The following is an 18,076-nucleotide window of genomic DNA, read 5'->3' as shown; positions in this document are numbered from 1 at the left end:
CTTCCCCGCCCTTGATGGCTTGCAGGATGGGGCCATGCGGGCCACGCTCGCAACCATGGAACGCTTCGACGTCGCGGTGATCGGTGGCGGCATGGTCGGCACGGCCATCGGCTATGGCTGCGCGGCACTCGGCGCGCGTGTGGCCGTGCTGGATGAGGGCGATGGCGCGCTGCGGGCGGCGCGGGGCAATTTCGGCCTGGTCTGGGGCCAGTCCAAGGGCGATGGCATGCCCGCCTATGGCGACTGGACGCGGCAGAGCATCCGGCTGTGGCCGGAGCTGGCGGCGCGCGTGTCGTCCCTGGCGGGGCGGGACGTGCATTATCGCGCGACGGGCGGGCTCGGCTTCTGCCTGGATGAGCAGGAGCTGGAGGCGCGCACCAACTTCGTGAGGCGCCGGCACAATGACGGCCACGCGACGCTGCGCATGCTGGACCGGCGGGAGCTCCGCGAGTTGATGCCGGGATGCCCGCTGGGGCCGGAGGTGCTGGGCGCGAGCTTCGATCCCGCCGATGGCCATGCCGATCCGCTGGTGCTGCTGCAGGGCATGCAGGCGGGGCTGCTGCGGGCGGGCGGGCAGCACCGGCCGGGGGCGCGGGTGACGGGGATCGAGGGGGTCGCGGGATTCTGGCGCGTGGCGCGCGCGGATGGCAGTGCGGTCGAGGCGCGGCGCGTCGTGGTCGCGGCGGGGGTGGCGACGACGCCGATCGCGGCCATGGTCGGGCTGGATGTGCCGGTGCGCCCCGTGCGCGGCCAGAACATCGTGACGGAGCGCCTCGACCCGATCCTGCCCCTGCCCGCCAGCGCGCTGCGCCAGACCGGGGATGGCACCATCCAGATCGGCGTGACCAACGAGGATGATGGCAGCTTCGAGATCGCGACGACGACCGCCGCACTGGCGCGCATGGCGGCGCGGGCCATCCGGGTGCTGCCGGCGATCAGGACCGCGCGCATGAACCGCGCCTGGGCGGCGCTGAGGCCGATGACGCCGGATGGCTTCCCGGCCTATGCGGAAAGTGGCACGCATCCCGGCTGCTTCGTCGCCACCTGCCATTCCGGCGTCACGCTGGCCGCCGTGCATGCGGGGCCGCTGGCGGCGGGGATCCTGGCCGGGCGGCTGCCCGACTTCGCCAACGAGATGCATCCGGAGCGCTTCCGGGGGATGACCCATGTTTCGTCGCACTGAACCGACCGACTGCACCATCCGCTGGGAGGGCCGGGACATTCCGGCCCGCGCCGGGGAGAGCCTGGCGGTGGCGCTGCTGGCCGCCGGTGTCGCCGCCTTCCGGCAGACGCCGGTGACGGGGGCGGAGCGCGGGCCGCTCTGCCTGATGGGCGCCTGCTTCGATTGCCTGGTGGAGTTGGACGGTCAGCAGAACGTCCAGGCCTGCCTGGCGCCGGTGCGGCCGGGCATGGTGGCGGCGATGCAGCGCGGCGCGCGGCATTTCGACCTGGCGGAGGACGCGGCGTGACGCAGGTGGATATCCTGGTCCTCGGCGCCGGCCCGGCCGGCATGGCGGCGGCGACGGAGGCGCGGGCGCGCGGCTTCTCCGTGCTGGTGCTGGACGAGAATGCGCGGCCGGGCGGGCAGGTGCATCGCGCGGTGGAACAGCGCGAGGCGAAGGACGGGCAGGACCGGGATGGGGCGAAGCTGGCCGCCGCCTTCCGGGCCTGCGGCGCCGACTACCGGCCGAACGCCACGCTCTGGGCGGTGGAGCCCGAGGGCAAGGTCTTCTGGTCCGAGGGTGGTGCGGCGCGCAGCGCCCGTGCCCGGCGGCTGATCCTCTGCGCCGGCGCGACGGAGCGGCCGGTGCCCATCCCGGGCTGGACGCTGCCGGGGGTGATGACGGTCGGCGCCGCGCAGATCGCGCTGAAGACGGCGGGGCTGCTGCCGGAAGGAAAGGCGTGGATCGCGGGCCAGGGACCGCTGCTGTGGCTCTATGCCAACCAGGTCGTGGCGAAGGGCGGCAGGGTGGAGGGGATCGTCGACCTCTCCCCGCCCGGCGGCCTGGCGCGGGCGGCCTGGCACCTGCCGAATGCGCTGCGGGCGCCGGAATACCTGGTGAAGGGGCTCGCCTGGCAGCAGCGCATCCGCAATGCCGGCATCCCGATCCGCCGCGCGACCAGGCTGGTGGCGGAAGGCGATGGGCGGCTGGAGCGCATCGTCATCGATGGCTGGTCGCGCTCCGCCGAGCTGCTGCTGCTGCATGATGGCGTCGTGCCCAACACGCAGGTGACGCGCGCCATCCCGGGCTGCGCGCATGACTGGGATGCGGCCCAGCGCTGCTGGAAGCCGCGCCTCGACGACTGGGGCAACACGACGGTCGAGGGCGTGATGGTCGCGGGTGATTCCGGCGGCATCGGCGGCGCCAGGGTGGCGGCGTTGGCGGGGCGGCTCGCGGCGATCGAGGCGGCGCGGGCGCTGGGGAAGCTCACGGCCGACCAGCGCAACGCGGAGGCCGGGCGCATCCGGCTGGAATGGAAGCGGCAACGCGCGCCGCGGCGCTTCCTCGACGCGCTGTTCCCGCCCTTGCCGGAAGCCGCGATCGCAGACAGCACCATCGTCTGCCGGTGCGAGGAGGTGACGGCGGGGAAACTGCGCGGCGCCGTCGCGCTGGGCTGCCTCGGCGCCAACCAGACCAAGGCCTTCACGCGGGCGGGCATGGGGCCTTGCCAGGGGCGCATCTGCGGGCCAGCGGTGCATGGGGTGATCGCGACCGCGCGGGGCGTCGATCCCGCCACCGTCGATCCCTTCCGCACGCGCTTCCCGACCAAGCCGCTGACGCTCGGCGAACTTGCGGCGCTGGCGGCGGAGTGAGGAAGGCCGTCGTCATCGGGGGCGGGCTGCACGGCCTCTCCACCGCGCTGCATCTGCAACGCACGCCCGGCTGGCAGGTGACGGTGCTGGAGCGCCGGCATGTCGGGCGGCATTCCTCCGGCGTGAATGCGGGGGGCGTGCGGCGGCTGGGCCGCGACCTGCGGGAGATCGCGCTCTCCGTCGTGGCGGCGGAGATGTGGGCCGGGATCGAGAAGATCGTCGGCGATGATTGCGGCTTCCGCGCGACCGGCCAGGTGAAGGTGGCCGAGAGCGCGGCCGACATGGCGAAGAACGAGGCCCGCGTCGCCGCCGTGCGGGCGCTCGGCTGGAATCATGAGGAGGTGGTGGACGCCGCGGAGGCACGGCGCCTGCTGCCGGCCGTGGCGCCCCACGTCGTCGGCGCGCTGGTGGTGCGGGATGACGGCTCGGCCGACCCCATGCGCACCGTCATGGCCTTCCGCCGCACGGCGGAACAGGCGGGGGTCAGGATCGTCGAGGGTGTGGCCGTGACCGGCCTTCGGACCACGGGCGCCGGCACGATCATCGTCGAGACCGACCAGGGCGCCCACGAGGCCGAGCGCGTGGCGAATTGCGCCGGCGCCTGGGCGACGCGGGTGGCGCGCATGGTGGGGGAGGAGATCCCTTGCGGCGTGAAGGCCAGCATGATGATCGTGACGGAGCGCCTGCCGCGCTTCTGCGAGCCGACGGTCGGCGCGACCTCCCGCTCCCTCTCCTTCAAGCAGGTCGCCAATGGCACCGTCGTGATCGGCGGCGGCCACCAGGGGCGGAACGACGTGGCGGCGGAGACCTCGACCGTGCTCTTCGGCAGCCTGGCCCATGCCGCGCGGATCGCCTGCGAGCTGTTCCCGGTGATGCGGGGCGCCCGGATGGTGCGGAGCTGGGCGGGGATCGAGGCGCGGACCGCCGATGAGGTGCCCATCATGGGGGAAAGCCGCGCCCTGCCCGGCCTGTTCCACTCCTTCGGCTTCTCCGGCCACGGCTTCCAGCTGAGCCCGGCGGCGGGGGCCGCGGTGGCGGAGCTGATGGCGCGGGGGGCCACCAACCTTCCCATCGCGGCCTTCCACCAGGACCGCTTCAGGCCGGCGGCCTGACCCGGCCGGGTCGGGTTTCCTGGAATTATATTGCAGCGCAACACATGTCGCGGCAGAAGCGGCCATGCTGGCGAACCGGCGGCGGCATGCCCCCGTTGGAACGGCACGAGCCCGGCATGGCCGGACGCCAGACGGCAAGGATGACCAAGATGAGCACGGCAACCACCCCGCCTGGCACGCGCCCCGCGCCCGACCTGATGGCGCGCGGCATGGACACCATGGCCCGCTTCATGGACCAGGCGCGCCAGATGGGGGATGTGGCGGCACGGCAGATGGCGGCCCTGGCGCCCGCGATGCGCCCCACCTTCGCCGCGCCCGGCGAGCGGTCCCCGGCCGCGGCGCTGATGGGCAAGTCGCCGATGGCCCTGGCGCAGGACGCCATGGCCTATGCGGTGGACGCCACCCAGCGCTCCATCCTGTTCTGGGACACGATGCGCCAGGCCGGCAACACCTTCGTGGAGCATGAGAAGGCGGGCTGCCCGCCGGTGCTGGTCTTCGACTGGGACATGGTGGTGGATGGCCGCACCCTGCCCCGGCGCTGCAACTACGCGCTGGTCAGCATCAAGCCGCCCGCGGGCTTCAAGCCGACCGACCCGGCCATGCGCCCCTTCGTCATCATCGATCCGCGGGCCGGCCACGGGGCGGGCATCGGCGGCTTCAAGTCGGACAGCCAGGTCGGCGTCGCGCTGCGCCGCGGCCACCCCGTCTATTTCGTGATCTTCTTCCGCGACCCGGAGCCCGGGCAAACCATCCTCGACATCACCAGCGCGGAGGCGACCTTCCTCCGCACCATCCATGAACGGCACCCGCAGGCGCAGAAGCCCGTGGTGATCGGTAACTGCCAGGGCGGCTGGGCGGTGATGATGCTCGGCGCCTCGGAGCCCGATCTGACGGGGCCGCTGGTGCTGAACGGCGCCCCCCTCTCCTACTGGGCCGGCGAGAAGGGCCGGAACCCGATGCGCTACACCGGCGGGCTCGCGGGCGGGTCCTGGCCGGCGGCGCTGATGGCCGACCTCGGCAACGGGACCTTCGACGGCGCCAACCTGGTGGCGAATTTCGAGAGCCTGTCGCCGGGCAACACCTGGTTCCGGAAGTACTACAACCTCTACGAGAAGGCGGACACGGAGGCCGAGCGCTTCCTGGAGTTCGAGCGCTGGTGGGGCGGCTACTTCCTGATGACCCGGGACGAGATCCGCTGGATCGTCGAGAACCTGTTCATCGGCGACAAATTCGCCCGCGGCGAGATCAGCGCCGGCAAGGGCGCGTCCTTCAACATGCGGGCCGTGAAGTCGCCGATCGTGGTCTTCGCCTCCGCGGGCGACAACATCACGCCGCCCGGCCAGGCGCTGCGCTGGATCGCCGACGTCTATCGCGACGAGCAGGAGATCAAGGCGCTCGGCCAGACCATCGTCTACCTCGTGCATGACGATATCGGCCATCTCGGCATCTTCGTCTCCGGCAAGATCGCCAACAAGGAACACACGGAGATCGCCAATACGCTCGACCTGATCGAGAGCGTGGCGCCGGGTCTCTACGAGATGCGGATCACGGGGGCGGAGGGCACGGGGCTCAATGCCGGCTACCAGGTGGAGCTGGTGGAGCGGAGCGTGGCCGACATCCGAGCCGTGAGCGGGGAGGCGGAGAACGAGGCCTTCCCGGCCGTCGCGCGCATCTCTGCCCTGAACCAGATGGCCTACGACACCTTCGCGAGCCCCGTGGTGCGGCAATTCGCCACCGAGCGCACGGCCGAGATGCGCCGGCAGATGAACCCGATGCGGGCGCGCCGCTACATGGTCAGCGACCAGAACCCCGCCATGGCGCCGCTGGCCGGGCTGGCGGCGGCGGTGAAGGAGAACCGCGCGCCGCTGACGCCGGACAACCCCTTCCTGGCGCTGGAACGGGCCTGGGCGGATGGGGTGGAGCAGTCGATCGACCGCTGGCGCGACCTGCGCGATGCCTGGCAGGAAAGCGCCTTCCATGCGGTCTATGGCACGCTGGCGGCCTTCGGCGTGGCGAATGACGCGGTGGTGGAACCGGCCGAGGCCGTCGCGGAGGCGCTGGGCGACCTGCCCGATGTGCGCGCTGCCCTCGCCCGCATCGCGGAAGGCGGATACGCCGAGGCGGTGGTGCGCATGATGATCCTGCTGGCCAAGGCCCGCGGCGGCGTGCGGCGCAACCGCCTGGAACGGTCCAACGCGCTGCTGACCGGGGAGGAGCCCTTCGCCTCCCTCTCCTCCGCCGCGCGCCAGGCGCTGATCCGGGAGCAGACGGTGGTGGTGGAGATGGCGCCGGAGGAGGCGCTGGCGACGCTCCCGGCGCTGCTGCCGGACCCCGCCGACCGCATGCGCGCGCTGACCACGGTCGGCGACGTGGCGGGGCCGGAGGAGGAGATGGGGGAAAGGGCGCAGGCGATGCTGGCGCGGCTGCGCGCCGTGCTGGCGCCGCCCCCTGCCCTGCCCGCACCGCAGGCGCCCGAGGCCGCGCGGCGGCACGGCCGACCGAAGCGGTAACCCGGGCGCGGAACATTGTCGGGTTGCGTCGACGATTCACGAAGACGCAACCGCGACAGGCCACTCTGGGGCCAGAGGCCGCGAAAATCACGGCGAGACGGCAAGAGGGCCATCCCATGACGCCGAAAAACAACGGCCACGCGCGCGCGCGGGCCGCCCGCGAGATTCCAGCCCCCGAATTCATCGCGGCATCGCTGCTCACCTCCGACACCGGCTCCGAGATCCATCTGATGGCACGCGACGGGCGGCTGATGCGCCTCTCCGCGGATGCCGAAACCGCACGGTCCGCGATCATCGGGCTGTGGAAGGCCCTCGACAGCCAACGCTGAGCGCACGCCGCCCGCGCGACTGTGTCTGGACAGTAACCGCCACGGCCCGACATGCGATGCTCCTGGCAGCGGGAGCAGCGGAGATGGCGGTCATGCGGAACTGGGGACGGCGCGGGCTGGGGCTGGCGGCGGCGGGGCTGGTGGCCGCGCCGCGGGTCGGGATGGCCCAGGGGACGACCCAGGGTCGGGAGGGGCGGATCACCGTCGCCTCCAAGATCGACACGGAAGGCGCGCTGCTCGGCAACCTGATCGTGCAGGCGCTGCGCCGCGCGGGGCTGACCGTGGAGCCGCGGCTGTCGCTCGGCCCGACGCGGATCGTGCGCGGGGCGCTGCTGGCCGGGGAGATCGACCTCTACCCTGAATACACGGGCAACGGCGCCTATTTCTTCGAGCGGCTGGAGGACCCGGCCTGGCGCGACGGCGACCAGGGCGCGGCGCTGGTCGCGCGGCTGGACCTGGAAGCCAACCGGCTGGTCTGGCTGGACCGCGCGCGGGCCAACAACACCTGGGCCATCGCGGTGCGGCGGGATGTGGCGCAGCGGGAGGGGCTGACCACGCTGGAGCAGTTCTTCGCGAAGGCGGGGCAGCTGCGCCTCGCGGCCTCCGCCGAATTCGTGGAAAGCCCGGTGGCGCTGCCGGCCTTCGAACGCGCCTATGGCGCAACCTTCCCGCGCGACCGAATCACCATCCTGCCCGGCGGCGACACGGCGGTGACGATGCGCGCGGCGGCGCAGGGGCTGTCCGGCGTCAATGCGGCGATGGTCTATGGCACGGATGGAGCGATCCAGCCGCTGAACCTCGTCGTCATGCAGGACAACAAGCAGGCGCAGATCGTCTATGAGCCCGCCCCCGTGGTGCGGCAGGCGGTGCTGGAACGCTTCCCCCAGATCCGCACCGCGCTGGCGCCGGTCTTTGCGGGGCTGACGCAGGAGGTGCTGCAGCGCCTGAACGGCCAGGTGGCGGTGGAGGGGCGGACGCCGGAGGCGGTGGCGCGGGCGCATCTCGGCACGTGATCCCCGCGCTGGTTGCGATCGCGGCGCTGCTGCTGCCCCTGCCCTTCCTGGGCGTGGCGCCGAACCGGCTGCTGCCGGGGGAAGGCGTGACGGCGATCGCGGCGCTCGGGCCCTGGGTCGCGCTGCCGGTGGCGCTGCTGGCGCTGGGCGCCTGGCGGCGACTGCCGGGCTGGGTGGGCGCCGCGAGCGCCGGGCTGGCGGCGCTGGCGCTGCTGGGGCTGGCAGGGATGGCGGCCGGGGAACGGTTGGCGGACCTCGCCCCCGCCGCGCGGGCCAGCTTCGGCGCCGGGTTCTGGGTGGCGATGGTGGGCGCGTTGGCGCTGGTGGCGATGCGCGGCGCCTGGATGGGCGTGGCGGTGGCGGCCGGCGCGGTGCTGCTGCTGGCGGGCGGGTGGCTCGACCAGCTTTCGCTCGTGGTCGAGGGGCGCGCGCGGGCGGAGGCGCTGCGCGGCGCGGTGCTGACGCATCTGGCGCTGGCGGGTGCGGCGCTGGGGCTCGCTTTGCTGGTGGCGGTGCCGCTGGCCTGGGCGGGATTTCGCCAGCCGCGGCTGGGGGCCGCGCTCGGCGCGGCGCTGGCCGGCGTGCAGGTGGTGCCGGCCATCGCCCTCTTCGCCCTGCTGATCCCGCTGCTGGCCGCCCTGCTGCGCGCGGTGCCGGCGCTGCGCGACCTGGGGCTCGGCGCGGTAGGCTGGCTGCCGGCGGTGCTGGCGACCGCCGCCTACCTGGCGCTGCCTCTGTGGCGCAGCGTCTCCGGCGGCCTCGCCTCCGCCGATCCGGCGGCGGTGCAGGCGGCGGAGGCGATGGGCATGACGGAGGGCCGCATCCTGGCCGAGGTGCGGCTGCCCTTGGCGTTGCCCGTCTTCGCGGGCGGGCTACGGGTGGCTGTGGTTCAGGCGATCGGGCTGGTGACGCTAGGTGGCCTGGTCGGGGCGGGCGGTCTTGGCGCGCTCGTCTTCGAAGGTCTCGCGCAATTTGCCACGGACCTGATGCTGCTGGGTGCGTTACCCATCCTGCTGCTGGCGCTGGCGGCGGATACGCTGGCGCGGGCGGCGGAAACCCGCCTGGGGAGGCCCGCATGATCGCGCAACCCGTCATTGCCATCGAGGGCGTGACCGTCCGCTTCGGGGGCACCGAGGCGCTGCGGGATGTGACGCTGCATGTGAATGCGGGCGAATTCTGCGCGCTGGTGGGGCCCTCGGGCTCCGGCAAATCGACGCTGATGAAGCTGGTGAACCGGCTGGTCGTGCCGAGCGCCGGCGCGGTGCGGGTGCGCGGGCGCGATGTGGGGCAGGAAGCCGCGCCGGTGCTGCGGCGGTCCATCGGCTATGCCATGCAGTCCGTGGGCCTGTTTCCGCACCGGACGGTCGCCGACAACATCGGCACCGTGCCGCGGCTGCTGGGCTGGGACGCCGCGCGCATCGCGCGCCGCGTGGAGGAATTGCTGGCGCTGCTGCGGCTCGATCCCGGCATGGCCACGCGGCTGCCGCGGGCGCTGTCCGGCGGCCAGGCGCAGCGCGTGGGCATCGCGCGCGCGCTGGCCGCCGATCCCGACATCCTGCTGATGGACGAGCCCTTCGGCGCCGTCGATCCCATCACGCGGCGGGAATTGCGCGCCGAGATGCGGCGCATCCATGCGGAGACCGGCAAGACCATCCTGCTGGTGACGCATGACCCGGAGGAGGCGCTGGAACTCGCCACCCATGTCGTGGTGCTGCGGGACGGCCGGATCGAGGCCGATGGCGCGCCGGCCGAGTTGGTGGCGCCGGATGCCGCGCCCTTCGTGCGGGACCTGCTCGGCGGCGGGCAGCCCGGGCTGCGCTGGCTGTCCCTGCTGCCGGCCCGCGGGGCGCTGGACCCCCGCCCGGCGCCGGCGGGCGCGCCGGTGCTGGCAAGGGATGCGAGCCTGGCGGATGCGCTCTCCCGCCTCGCGGAGTCCGGCGACGAGGCGGTGGCGATGGAGGGCGAGGCGGGGTCGGTGCGGGCCGAGGGCATATTGGGCGCGCGGCGATGATCCGGCTGCGCCGTGGCCTGCCGGCGCTGCTGCTGGCGGTGGCGCTGGCCGTGCTGGCGCTGCCCGGTGTCGCATCCTGGCTGATGGGCGGTACGCAGGGGCCCTACCCGGTGGCACGGCTATGGGCCTTGGCGCTGGACCATGCGGCGCTGTCGCTCGCCGGCGTGCTGCCGGCGGCGCTGATCGGCCTGGCGCTCGGCGTGGTGGTGACGCGGCCGGGTGGGCGCGGGCTGCGCGGCGCGGCGGATGCGGCGGCGGCGGTGGCGCAGGCGGTGCCGCCCGTCGTCGTCGTGGCGCTGGCCGTGCCCGCCTTCGGCTTCGGCTGGGCGCCGACGGTGCTCGCGCTGATGCTCTACGGCATCATGCCCGTGTTGCGGGCCACGGTCGGCGCGCTGGAGGCCGTGCCGCCGGAGACAAGGCTGGCGGCGGAGGCGGTGGGGCTCTCCCCCGGGCAGGTCCTGCGGGAGGTGGAGTTGGCGCTGGCCTGGCCGCTGGTGCTTGACGGGTTGCGGGTGGCGCTGGTGCTGGCGGTGGCGACGGCGGCGGTGGGGGCGCTGGCCGGGGCGGCGACGCTCGGCACGCCCATCGTCATCGGGCTGCAGAACCAGAACGCCGTGCTGGTGCTGCAGGGCGCCGCGGCGACGGCCTCCCTCGCCTTCCTGGCGGAGGCCCTGCTGCTGATGGCGGTGCCGGCGCGGGAGTAAGGTTGCGGCCCGGCCCGCGCGGGGTATCGTGACCCCCAAGCATTCGGGGGGGCGGCCGCATGGCGCGCAGGATGGCGGTGGTGGGGGCGGGGCTGATCGGCCGCGCCTGGGCGATGGTCTTTGCCCGCGCCGGGTGGGAGGTCGCGCTCCACGACCCCGTGGCCGCGGCGCTGGAGGCCGCGCCGGCGCTCTGCGCCGAGGGGCTGGCGGAGCAGCACCGCCAGGGCCTGTGCGAGGATCCCGCCGGCGCCGCCGCGCGCATCCGCGTGGTGCCGGCGCTGGCCGAGGCGCTGGAAGGCGCCGAATACGTGCAGGAGAACGGGCCGGAACGCGTGGGCGAGAAGATCGCGATCTTCGCGGAGCTGGACCGGCTGGCGGCGCCCGACTGCATCCTCGCCTCCTCCACCAGCGGCATCCCCTGCTCCGCCTTCACGGAGAAGCTGGCGGGCCGGGCGCGCTGCCTGGTCGCCCACCCCGTGAACCCGCCGCATCTGGTGCCCGTGGTGGAGTTGTCCGGCGCGCCCTGGACCTCCGCCGAGACGATCGCCGCGGCGCGCGCCATCCATGACAGCGTGGACCAGGCGCCGATCACGGTGCTGAAGGAGATCGAGGGCTTCATCCTCAACCGCCTCCAGGGCGCGCTGCTGGCGGAGGCCTTCCGGCTGGTGCAGGAGGGCTATGTGACGCCGCGCGACCTCGACGTGACGGTGGCGGAGGGGCTCGGCCTGCGCTGGTCCTTCCTCGGCCCCTTCGCGACGATCGAGCTGAACGCGCCGGGCGGCATGGCCGATTACTGCTCGCGCTATGCGGGGCTGTTCCAGCGCATGATCGAGAAGCCGCCCTCCCCCGCCGTCTTCGGGGCGGAGGGCTGTGCCAAGGTGGTGGAGGCGTGGGGCGAGACGCCGTCGCGCGAGGAGATCGCGGCGCGGAGCGCGCGGCGCGACAAGCGGCTGGCGGCGCTGGCCGCGCATAAGCGGAAGCAGGAGAAGTCGCTGTGACCGTCGACGTTCAGTACAGCATGCGGATTGCGCTCTCGCGCAATCCGAGCGGCCGAATGGCCGCCGCCGCCTATGCGGCGAAGCCAAGCCGGCGGAGCCGGCGCCCGGCGTTTGAGGGAATGAAGCAATGAGCCGCAAAGTCATCATCACCTGCGCGGTGACGGGCGCGATCCACACGCCCTCCATGTCGCCGCACCTGCCCGTGACGGCGCAGGAGATCGCCGATGCCGCGATCGGCGCGGCGGAGGCGGGTGCCGCCATCGTCCACCTCCATGCGCGCGATCCCGTGGATGGCCGGCCGGACCAGACGCCGGAGGCCTTCGCGCCCTTCCTCCGCATCATCAAGCAGCGCACCGACGCCGTGCTGAACCTGACGACGGGCGGCGCGCCCACCATGACGATCCAGCAGCGCGTCTCCCCGGCCGCGACCTTCCGGCCGGAGGTGGCGTCGCTGAACATGGGGTCGATGAATTTCGGCCTGTTCGGGATGCTCAACCGCTTCAAGAGCTTCAAGCATCAGTGGGAGGCCGACTACCTCGCCAACAAGGACATCGTTTTCCGCAACAGCTTCGCGGATATCGAGTACATCCTGACCACCTGCGCGGAGAACGACACGCGCTTCGAGTTCGAGTGCTACGACACCGCGCACCTCTACAACCTGAAATACTTCCTGGACCAGGGGCTGGTGAAGGCGCCGCTCTTCATCCAGACGGTCTTCGGCATCCAGGGCGGGATCGGCGCGCATCCCGAGGATGTGCTGCACATGAAGCGCACCGCGGACCGGCTGTTCGGTGACCAGTATCGCTGGAGCGTGCTGGGCGCGGGCGCGTCGCAACTGCGCATCGCGGCGATGGCGGCGGCGATGGGGGGCAATGTGCGCGTGGGCCTCGAGGATTCGCTCTGGGCGGGGCCGGGGAAGCTCGCGGAGAGCAATGCGGAGCAGGTGCGGCTCGCGCGGCAGATCATCGAGGGCTTGGGCATGCAGGTCGCGACGCCGGATGAGGCACGGGAGATCCTGAGCCTCAAGGGCGGCGACAAGGTCGCGTTCTGAGGGAGCGCCGTGCCGATCGAGCCCGAGCCCTTTCCCTGGGCGTGGCGCCTCGCCTTCGCGGCGATCCAGCTTGTGATCGCCACGGTCGCGTTGCTGGCGTGGCGAGGCGGGCAGGCGCGCGATCCGCGACACGGCGCCGGGCTGCGGCTGGTGGCCTGGCTGTGCGGGCTCCACGCGCTGGCCGTGCTGTGCCTGGCGGCGGGCTATGTCGTCGCACCTTCCAGCCCGGGCATCTGGCGGCTGCCCGTCTATCTCGGCGTCCTGACGGTGGTGGGGGTCGCGTCCTTCCTGCCGCAGGTCGCGCTGATCGGGGATGACGCCGCGCGGGTGCAGAGCTTTCGCTGGATCCTGCCGCTGCATCCCGTGGGATGCCTGATCCTGGCCGTGGCGGCGGTGGCGCTGTGATCGCGCGTGGCCTGGGTTCCGGCCGGGTGTGGCTGGCGGCGCTGATGGCGATGCTGGCGACCTTCCTGCTGCTGATCCCGCTCGCGTTCGTGACGCAGCAGATCGTCCCGAGCGTGATGCCGCCGGCCTTCGAGGAAGCCTGGACCATCACGGCCGATCTGCTGGAGGTCGCGCTGGTCGAGGGCTGCAAGCTCGCGGCGCTGTGGTGGCTGCTGCGACGGGATACCGGGCGCTGGTTCGCGCTTGGCATCGCCTATGGCACGCTCCTCGCCTGCTGGGAGCTCCAGCACCTCGTCGGCGCCGCGATCCGCTTTCCGCGCTTCGTCACGCCATCCTTCGGCTGGGGCATCGCCTTCGCCGCGACCATCCTGCTGCATGGGACGCTCGGATTGCTGGCGCAGGGCCTGGCGCGGGTGCGCGCCTGGTGGGGCTGGGTAGGGGCGAGCGTGATGGGCTTCCTGCTGCTGGCTTGGCAATCGACCCTGATGCGGTTCGTCCCTGTCGAGCGCCTGGAGGGGGTGGACGAACGGCACCTCACCTGGCTGGCCTTCGGCGTCGCGACCTGGGCGGTGTACCGGCACGGGCCGCGGCACCTGGCGGTGCTGTGCCTGGGCGTGGCCTTGGCGGCGGTGATGCTGTTCGCCGTGCTGCACCAGGTGGTGCCGCTTGACGGCGTGCGGCGCGGCGATCCCGTCGCGGTCGCGGTGGTGATGCTGGGGATCGGCTTCCTGGCGGCGATGGTGGCGCAACGCAGCGTGCTGCCCTGGATGCGGGGCGCGCCACGGGCCTGACGCTGGCTACGCCGCGCCCCGCGCGAGCGCCTTGGCGAAGATGACCTTGGCCTCGCCCGCCTTGTAGTAGTCGCGGATGCGGCCTTCCTCTGTGAAGCCGAGCGCGCGGTAGAAGCCGCGCGTCGGTTCGAACTCATCGAGGCCGGAGGTCTCGACCAGGAGAAGGCGCACGCCCGCCGCGCGCAACCGCGCCTCCACCTCGGCGACGAGCGCGGCGCCGATGCCCTGGCGCTGGCGATCGGGATGGACCGCGATCAGCAGCAGGTTCCAGGTGCCCTCCGTCATGCGCTCGGCCGCGGCATAGGCGAGGGCCGTGGTATCCGCGGTCGTCAGCCACAACTCCGCGGGCGCCTCGCCGCGCAGATGCGGCGCCGCCATGTCGTCCAGCATCGCGCCGGGAAAAAGGCCCGTGGCATCGATCACAGCGCGCAGCGGCGCGAGGTCATTGGCGGTGAGCGGTCTGATGGTCATTCCAGGCTGCTTCGCCGTCATGGGGGAAACGGTTACGCCGCGCTCACGCGCGATGGCAGGCCACCAGCGTGCCGTCATCCCGCGCCGTCAGCGCCGGACGCTCCGCGCGGCACAGCGCCGTCGCCTTCGGGCAGCGCGGGTGGAAGGCGCAGCCGCTCGGCGGTGACAGCGGCGAGGGCAATTCGCCCGCGATGGGCTTGAAATTCGCCACGTCATCGATGGACAGCCGCAGCTTCGGCACGCTGTCGAGCAGGCCCTGGGTGTAGGGATGGCGCGGGCTCGCATAGACCTTCGCGGCGCTGCCAGCCTCCACGATGCGGCCGAGATACATGATGGCGACGCGGTCGCTGACATGGCGGACCACGGACAGGTCGTGGGAGATGAAGAGGCAGGTCAGGCCGAGGTCGCGCCGGAGGTCGAGGAACAGGTTCAGGATCTGCGCCTGGATCGAGACATCGAGCGAGGCGACGGGTTCGTCGCAGACCAGCACATCCGGCTGCATGGCGAGCGCACGCGCGATGGCGACGCGCTGGCGCTGGCCGCCGGAGAACTGGTGCGGGAAGCGCGTGGCGAAGGCGGGGTCGAGCCCGACACGCGCCAGCCACTCCGCCACCATGCGCGGTGCCTCCGCGCGGGTCGTGAGGCCGTGGGTGACCGGGCCTTCGGCGATGCTGTCGCCGATGCGCATGCGCGGGTTCAGCGACGCGAAGGGGTCCTGGAAGACGGTCTGGATGCGCGTCGTGGCCTTGTGGCGGCCCTTCATCGGCGCGGCACCGGCGACCATCACGCGGCCCTCGGTCGGCGGCATGATGCCGGCCAGCATGCGGCCGAGCGTGGATTTGCCGCAGCCGCTCTCGCCGACGAGGCCCAGCGTCTCCCCGGCCGTCACGCTGAGGGAAACATCCGTCACGGCATGCACAGCGCGGCGATCCACCTTGGCGCCGAGCGCGCCCGCGATGCGATCGCCGATCGAGAGGCGAGGGGAGAAGCGCTTGGTGACGCCTTCGGCCTGAAGGATCATGAGGCCTCCAGCGGATGGTGGCAGCGCACCAGGCGGCCCGCGGTGACGACATCGGGCGGATCGGTCGCGCAGGTGGCATCGGCGCGCGGGCAGCGCGGTGCGAAAGGGCAGCCGGGCGGCAGCGAGAGCAGGGAGGGCGTGGTGCCGGGGATCTGGTTCAGCTTCTCGCCCGGCCGCGCCATGGCGGGCAGGCTGTCCAGCAGGCCGCGGGTGTAGGGGTGGCGCGGGGCGCGCAGCGTCTCCCCGACCGCGCCGGCCTCCACGATGCGGCCGGCATACATGACCAGCACGCGATCCGCGAGGGAGGAGACGGTGGCGAGGTCGTGACTGATCCAGACCAGCGCGGTGCCCGTCTCCTTCGCCAGCGACTTCATCTCCGCCAGGATCTGCGCCTGGATGGAGACATCGAGCGCCGTCGTCGGCTCATCAGCGATGATGAGGTCGGGGCCGTGCAGCAGCGCGGTCGCGATGGCGACGCGCTGGCGCATGCCGCCGGAGAATTCGTGGGGATAGGCGTCGAGCCGCGCGGCGGCGTCAGGGATGCCGACGCGCGTCAGCGTCCGCGCCGCCAGGTCGCGCGCCGCGGCTTCGCTGGCCCGGCCATGGGCGCGCACGGCCAGCGCCATCTGCTGGCCGATGGAGAGCACGGGGTTCAGCGTCGCGGCCGGGTCCTGGAAGACCATGGCGATGCGTTTGCCGCGCAGGGCCCGCATCTCCTGCGCCGGAAGGCCGACGAGTTCACGGCCCTCGAACCTGATGGAGCCGCCCGCGATGCGCCCGGGCGGATCGACCAGGCCGATGAGGGAGAAGCCGGTGACCGATTTGCCGGAGCCGCTCTCCCCGACCAGGCCCAGGATCTCGCCCTTCGCCAGCGAGAAGGACACGCCCTCCACCGCCTTCACCACGCCGGCGCGGGTGAAGAAATGGGTGCGGAGGTCGCGGACCTCGAGAAGGCTCATCGACGCAGTCTCGGATTGAACTGGTCGCGGATCTGGTCGCCGACGATGTTGATGGCGACGATCAGCAGGATCAGCGCGATGCCGGGATAGACGGAAATCCAGGTGCGGCCGCTCATCATGTACTGGAAGCCATTGGCGATGAGCATGCCGAGGCTGGGCTCGGTCGGCGGCAGGCCGAGGCCGAGGAAGGAGAGCGTCGCCTCCAGCGCGATGGCGTTGGCGACCTGCACGGTGCCGACGACGATCAGCGGCGGCAGGCAGTTGGGCAGGATGTGGCGCAGCACGACGCGCCAGCTCGGCAGCGGCGGCGCATGCGCGGCCTCCACATAGTCCTTCTGGCGCTCCGCGGTGGCGGCACCATAGGCGGTGCGGGCGAAGTAGGCGTATTGCGCGGCGACCAGGGCGATGATGAGTTGCGACTTCCCCTGCCCCAGCACCGCCACCAGCACCAGGGCCAGCAGGATGGCGGGGAAGGAGAGCTGGAGGTCCACCACGCGCATGATCGCGGCCTCCACCCAGCCGCCGGCATGGGCGGAGAGGATGCCGAGCGTCGCGCCGATGGTCATGGCGACCAGCCCCGCCGCGATGCCCATCTGCAGCGAGATGCGCAGCCCATGGATGATGGCGGAGAGCAGGTCCCGCCCCTGCGCATCCGTCCCCAGCCAATGGACATAGCCGTTGGAGCCGACGAAGCCCGGGGGCCTGCGCGCATCCATCAGGTCGAGCGAGGCGAGGTCATAGGGATCCTGCGGCGTGATCCAGGGCGCCAGCAGCGCCGCCAGCACGACCAGCACCACCACCGCCAGCGCGATGACGGCGATCCAATTCTCCCGGTACTCCCGCCAGAACGCCTTCACGACGCGCGCCCCCCGCGGCGGAGCCGCGGATCGAGCAGGGCGTAGGAGAGATCGACGACGAGGTTGATCGTCACGAAGAGGAAGGCGACCAGCACGAGGTAGGCGACCATCACGGGACGGTCGAGCGAGGTGATGCTGTCGATGATCAGCTTGCCGACGCCAGGCCAGGAGAAGATCGTCTCCGTCACCACCGCGAAGGCCAGCGTGGAGCCGAATTCCAGGCCGAAGACGGTGACGAGCGGGATGGAGATCAGCCGCAACACGTGGCGGCGGAGGATGGTGAGTTCGGACAGACCGGCGGCGCGGGCGAACTTCACTGTATCCGTCAGCATCACCTCCCGCGTGCCCGCCCGCGCCAGGCGGATCATCATCGCCAGCTTGAAGAGGCTGAGGTTCAGCGCGGGCAGGATGAGGAAGGTCAGCCCCTCCCGCGTCAAAAAGGACCATTGCACGCCGAGGAATTCGGCCGTGGGGCCGCGATTGCCGGCGGGCAGCCAATCCAGATGCACGGCGAAGAACAGGATCAGGATCAGGCCGACCCAGAAGGTGGGGACGGAAAAGCCGAGGACGGAGACCGCCATGATGCCGCGCGCCGCCGGGCTTTCTGGCTTGTAGCCGGCATAGATGCCGAGCGGGATGCCGATGAAGGCGCCGATCAGCACGGAGGCCAGCGCCAGTTCCAGCGTCGCCGGCAGCCGCGCCAGCACCAAGTCGATCACCGGCGTGCCGAAGACGAAGGATCGCCCGAAATCGCCGGAGAGCAGCCGGCCAAGGAAGGCCAGGTATTGCTGCCAGAGCGGCAGGTCGAGCCCGAAGGATCTGATGGCCGCGGCACGGATGTCCTGCGTCGCGTCCGGGGAGATCAGGACGTCGATCGGGTTGCCGATGGCGTATACGCCAAGGAAGACCAGCGCGGACATCGCCAGCATGACGAGTCCGGCCTGGAGCAGCCGCTGGATGATGAAGCCGAGCATTCGCGTGAGTATCGGGGCATGGACAGCGGACGCAAGCCGTTCCTAGCATGGTCCC

The 18,076-nt window shown here is 72.2% G+C and carries 19 protein-coding genes; 14 read left to right on the top strand and 5 right to left on the bottom strand.

Going from position 1 to position 18,076, the window contains the following annotated elements:
* Nucleotides 1–34: 34 nt before the first annotated feature.
* From G3576_RS05990 to G3576_RS05925, 14 genes are all read left to right on the top strand, one after another.
* On the top strand, nucleotides 35–1,183 hold the full coding sequence (locus tag G3576_RS05990) for an NAD(P)/FAD-dependent oxidoreductase (protein WP_207622684.1): 1,149 nt from the start codon (nucleotides 35–37) through the stop codon (nucleotides 1,181–1,183).
* Complete coding sequence (locus G3576_RS05985; RefSeq protein ID WP_164693448.1) at nucleotides 1,167–1,469, top strand: (2Fe-2S)-binding protein; 303 nt, start codon at nucleotides 1,167–1,169, stop codon at nucleotides 1,467–1,469. Before G3576_RS05990 ends, G3576_RS05985 begins: the two co-directional genes overlap by 17 nt.
* A complete protein-coding gene (locus G3576_RS05980) occupies nucleotides 1,466–2,815 on the top strand; it encodes an FAD/NAD(P)-dependent oxidoreductase (RefSeq protein ID WP_328728528.1) in 1,350 nt (449 codons plus the stop codon). Before G3576_RS05985 ends, G3576_RS05980 begins: the two co-directional genes overlap by 4 nt.
* Nucleotides 2,812–3,927: an NAD(P)/FAD-dependent oxidoreductase gene (locus G3576_RS05975; protein WP_164693447.1), complete on the top strand. Its 1,116-nt coding sequence runs from the start codon at nucleotides 2,812–2,814 to the stop codon at nucleotides 3,925–3,927. Before G3576_RS05980 ends, G3576_RS05975 begins: the two co-directional genes overlap by 4 nt.
* 149 nt (nucleotides 3,928–4,076) lie before the next feature.
* Nucleotides 4,077–6,437 carry a DUF3141 domain-containing protein gene (locus G3576_RS05970; RefSeq protein WP_164693446.1) on the top strand — a complete coding sequence of 787 codons (2,361 nt, stop codon included), beginning with the start codon at nucleotides 4,077–4,079 and terminating at the stop codon, nucleotides 6,435–6,437.
* A gap of 116 nt (nucleotides 6,438–6,553) precedes the next feature.
* Nucleotides 6,554–6,766 (top strand): hypothetical protein, encoded by a 213-nt coding sequence (locus tag G3576_RS05965; protein ID WP_164693445.1) that lies wholly within the window; start codon nucleotides 6,554–6,556, stop codon nucleotides 6,764–6,766.
* An 83-nt stretch (nucleotides 6,767–6,849) separates the two neighbouring features.
* On the top strand, nucleotides 6,850–7,779 hold the full coding sequence (locus tag G3576_RS05960; protein ID WP_207622683.1) for an ABC transporter substrate-binding protein: 930 nt from the start codon (nucleotides 6,850–6,852) through the stop codon (nucleotides 7,777–7,779).
* Nucleotides 7,776–8,858, top strand: coding sequence for an ABC transporter permease subunit (locus tag G3576_RS05955; RefSeq protein ID WP_164693444.1), 1,083 nt, complete (start codon nucleotides 7,776–7,778; stop codon nucleotides 8,856–8,858). The genes G3576_RS05960 and G3576_RS05955 overlap by 4 nt, the downstream gene beginning before the upstream one ends.
* Nucleotides 8,855–9,790 (top strand): ABC transporter ATP-binding protein, encoded by a 936-nt coding sequence (locus G3576_RS05950; protein WP_164693443.1) that lies wholly within the window; start codon nucleotides 8,855–8,857, stop codon nucleotides 9,788–9,790. The genes G3576_RS05955 and G3576_RS05950 overlap by 4 nt, the downstream gene beginning before the upstream one ends.
* Nucleotides 9,787–10,494 carry an ABC transporter permease subunit gene (locus G3576_RS05945; protein ID WP_164693442.1) on the top strand — a complete coding sequence of 236 codons (708 nt, stop codon included), beginning with the start codon at nucleotides 9,787–9,789 and terminating at the stop codon, nucleotides 10,492–10,494. Before G3576_RS05950 ends, G3576_RS05945 begins: the two co-directional genes overlap by 4 nt.
* A 59-nt stretch (nucleotides 10,495–10,553) precedes the next feature.
* Nucleotides 10,554–11,492 (top strand): 3-hydroxyacyl-CoA dehydrogenase, encoded by a 939-nt coding sequence (locus G3576_RS05940; protein ID WP_164693441.1) that lies wholly within the window; start codon nucleotides 10,554–10,556, stop codon nucleotides 11,490–11,492.
* 127 nt (nucleotides 11,493–11,619) lie between these two features.
* The gene (locus G3576_RS05935; RefSeq protein ID WP_164693440.1) at nucleotides 11,620–12,543 is read left to right on the top strand and encodes a BKACE family enzyme; all 924 of its coding nucleotides are present in this window, start codon (nucleotides 11,620–11,622) and stop codon (nucleotides 12,541–12,543) included.
* A 9-nt stretch (nucleotides 12,544–12,552) separates the two neighbouring features.
* A complete protein-coding gene (locus tag G3576_RS05930) occupies nucleotides 12,553–12,948 on the top strand; it encodes a hypothetical protein (protein ID WP_164693439.1) in 396 nt (131 codons plus the stop codon).
* Complete coding sequence (locus G3576_RS05925; protein WP_164693438.1) at nucleotides 12,945–13,739, top strand: hypothetical protein; 795 nt, start codon at nucleotides 12,945–12,947, stop codon at nucleotides 13,737–13,739. The genes G3576_RS05930 and G3576_RS05925 overlap by 4 nt, the downstream gene beginning before the upstream one ends.
* A gap of 6 nt (nucleotides 13,740–13,745) precedes the next feature.
* On the opposite strand, the gene G3576_RS05920 is transcribed toward G3576_RS05925, so the two are convergent.
* Genes G3576_RS05920 through G3576_RS31215 form a run of 5 tightly spaced genes read right to left on the bottom strand, consistent with a single transcriptional unit; the run spans nucleotide 13,746 to nucleotide 18,021 of the window.
* Nucleotides 13,746–14,210: a GNAT family N-acetyltransferase gene (locus tag G3576_RS05920; protein ID WP_164693437.1), complete on the bottom strand. Its 465-nt coding sequence runs from the start codon at nucleotides 14,208–14,210 to the stop codon at nucleotides 13,746–13,748.
* 43 nt (nucleotides 14,211–14,253) lie between these two features.
* Entirely contained in the window at nucleotides 14,254–15,231 is a 978-nt protein-coding gene (locus G3576_RS05915; protein ID WP_164693436.1) for an ABC transporter ATP-binding protein, read from the bottom strand.
* Nucleotides 15,228–16,190, bottom strand: a complete 963-nt coding sequence (locus G3576_RS05910) for an ABC transporter ATP-binding protein (protein WP_164693435.1) — start codon at nucleotides 16,188–16,190, stop codon at nucleotides 15,228–15,230. The genes G3576_RS05915 and G3576_RS05910 overlap by 4 nt, the downstream gene beginning before the upstream one ends.
* Nucleotides 16,187–17,047: an ABC transporter permease gene (locus tag G3576_RS32515; RefSeq protein ID WP_328728523.1), complete on the bottom strand. Its 861-nt coding sequence runs from the start codon at nucleotides 17,045–17,047 to the stop codon at nucleotides 16,187–16,189. Before G3576_RS32515 ends, G3576_RS05910 begins: the two co-directional genes overlap by 4 nt.
* Nucleotides 17,044–18,021 carry an ABC transporter permease gene (locus tag G3576_RS31215; protein WP_207622682.1) on the bottom strand — a complete coding sequence of 326 codons (978 nt, stop codon included), beginning with the start codon at nucleotides 18,019–18,021 and terminating at the stop codon, nucleotides 17,044–17,046. Before G3576_RS31215 ends, G3576_RS32515 begins: the two co-directional genes overlap by 4 nt.
* Nucleotides 18,022–18,076 lie beyond the last annotated feature (55 nt).

The sequence above is a fragment of the Falsiroseomonas algicola genome (assembly GCF_011040385.1).
GTDB classification, from domain to species: domain Bacteria; phylum Pseudomonadota; class Alphaproteobacteria; order Acetobacterales; family Acetobacteraceae; genus Falsiroseomonas; species Falsiroseomonas algicola.
Note: the sequence above shows the minus strand (reverse complement) of the source record. Positions and strands in the feature narration are given on the sequence as shown.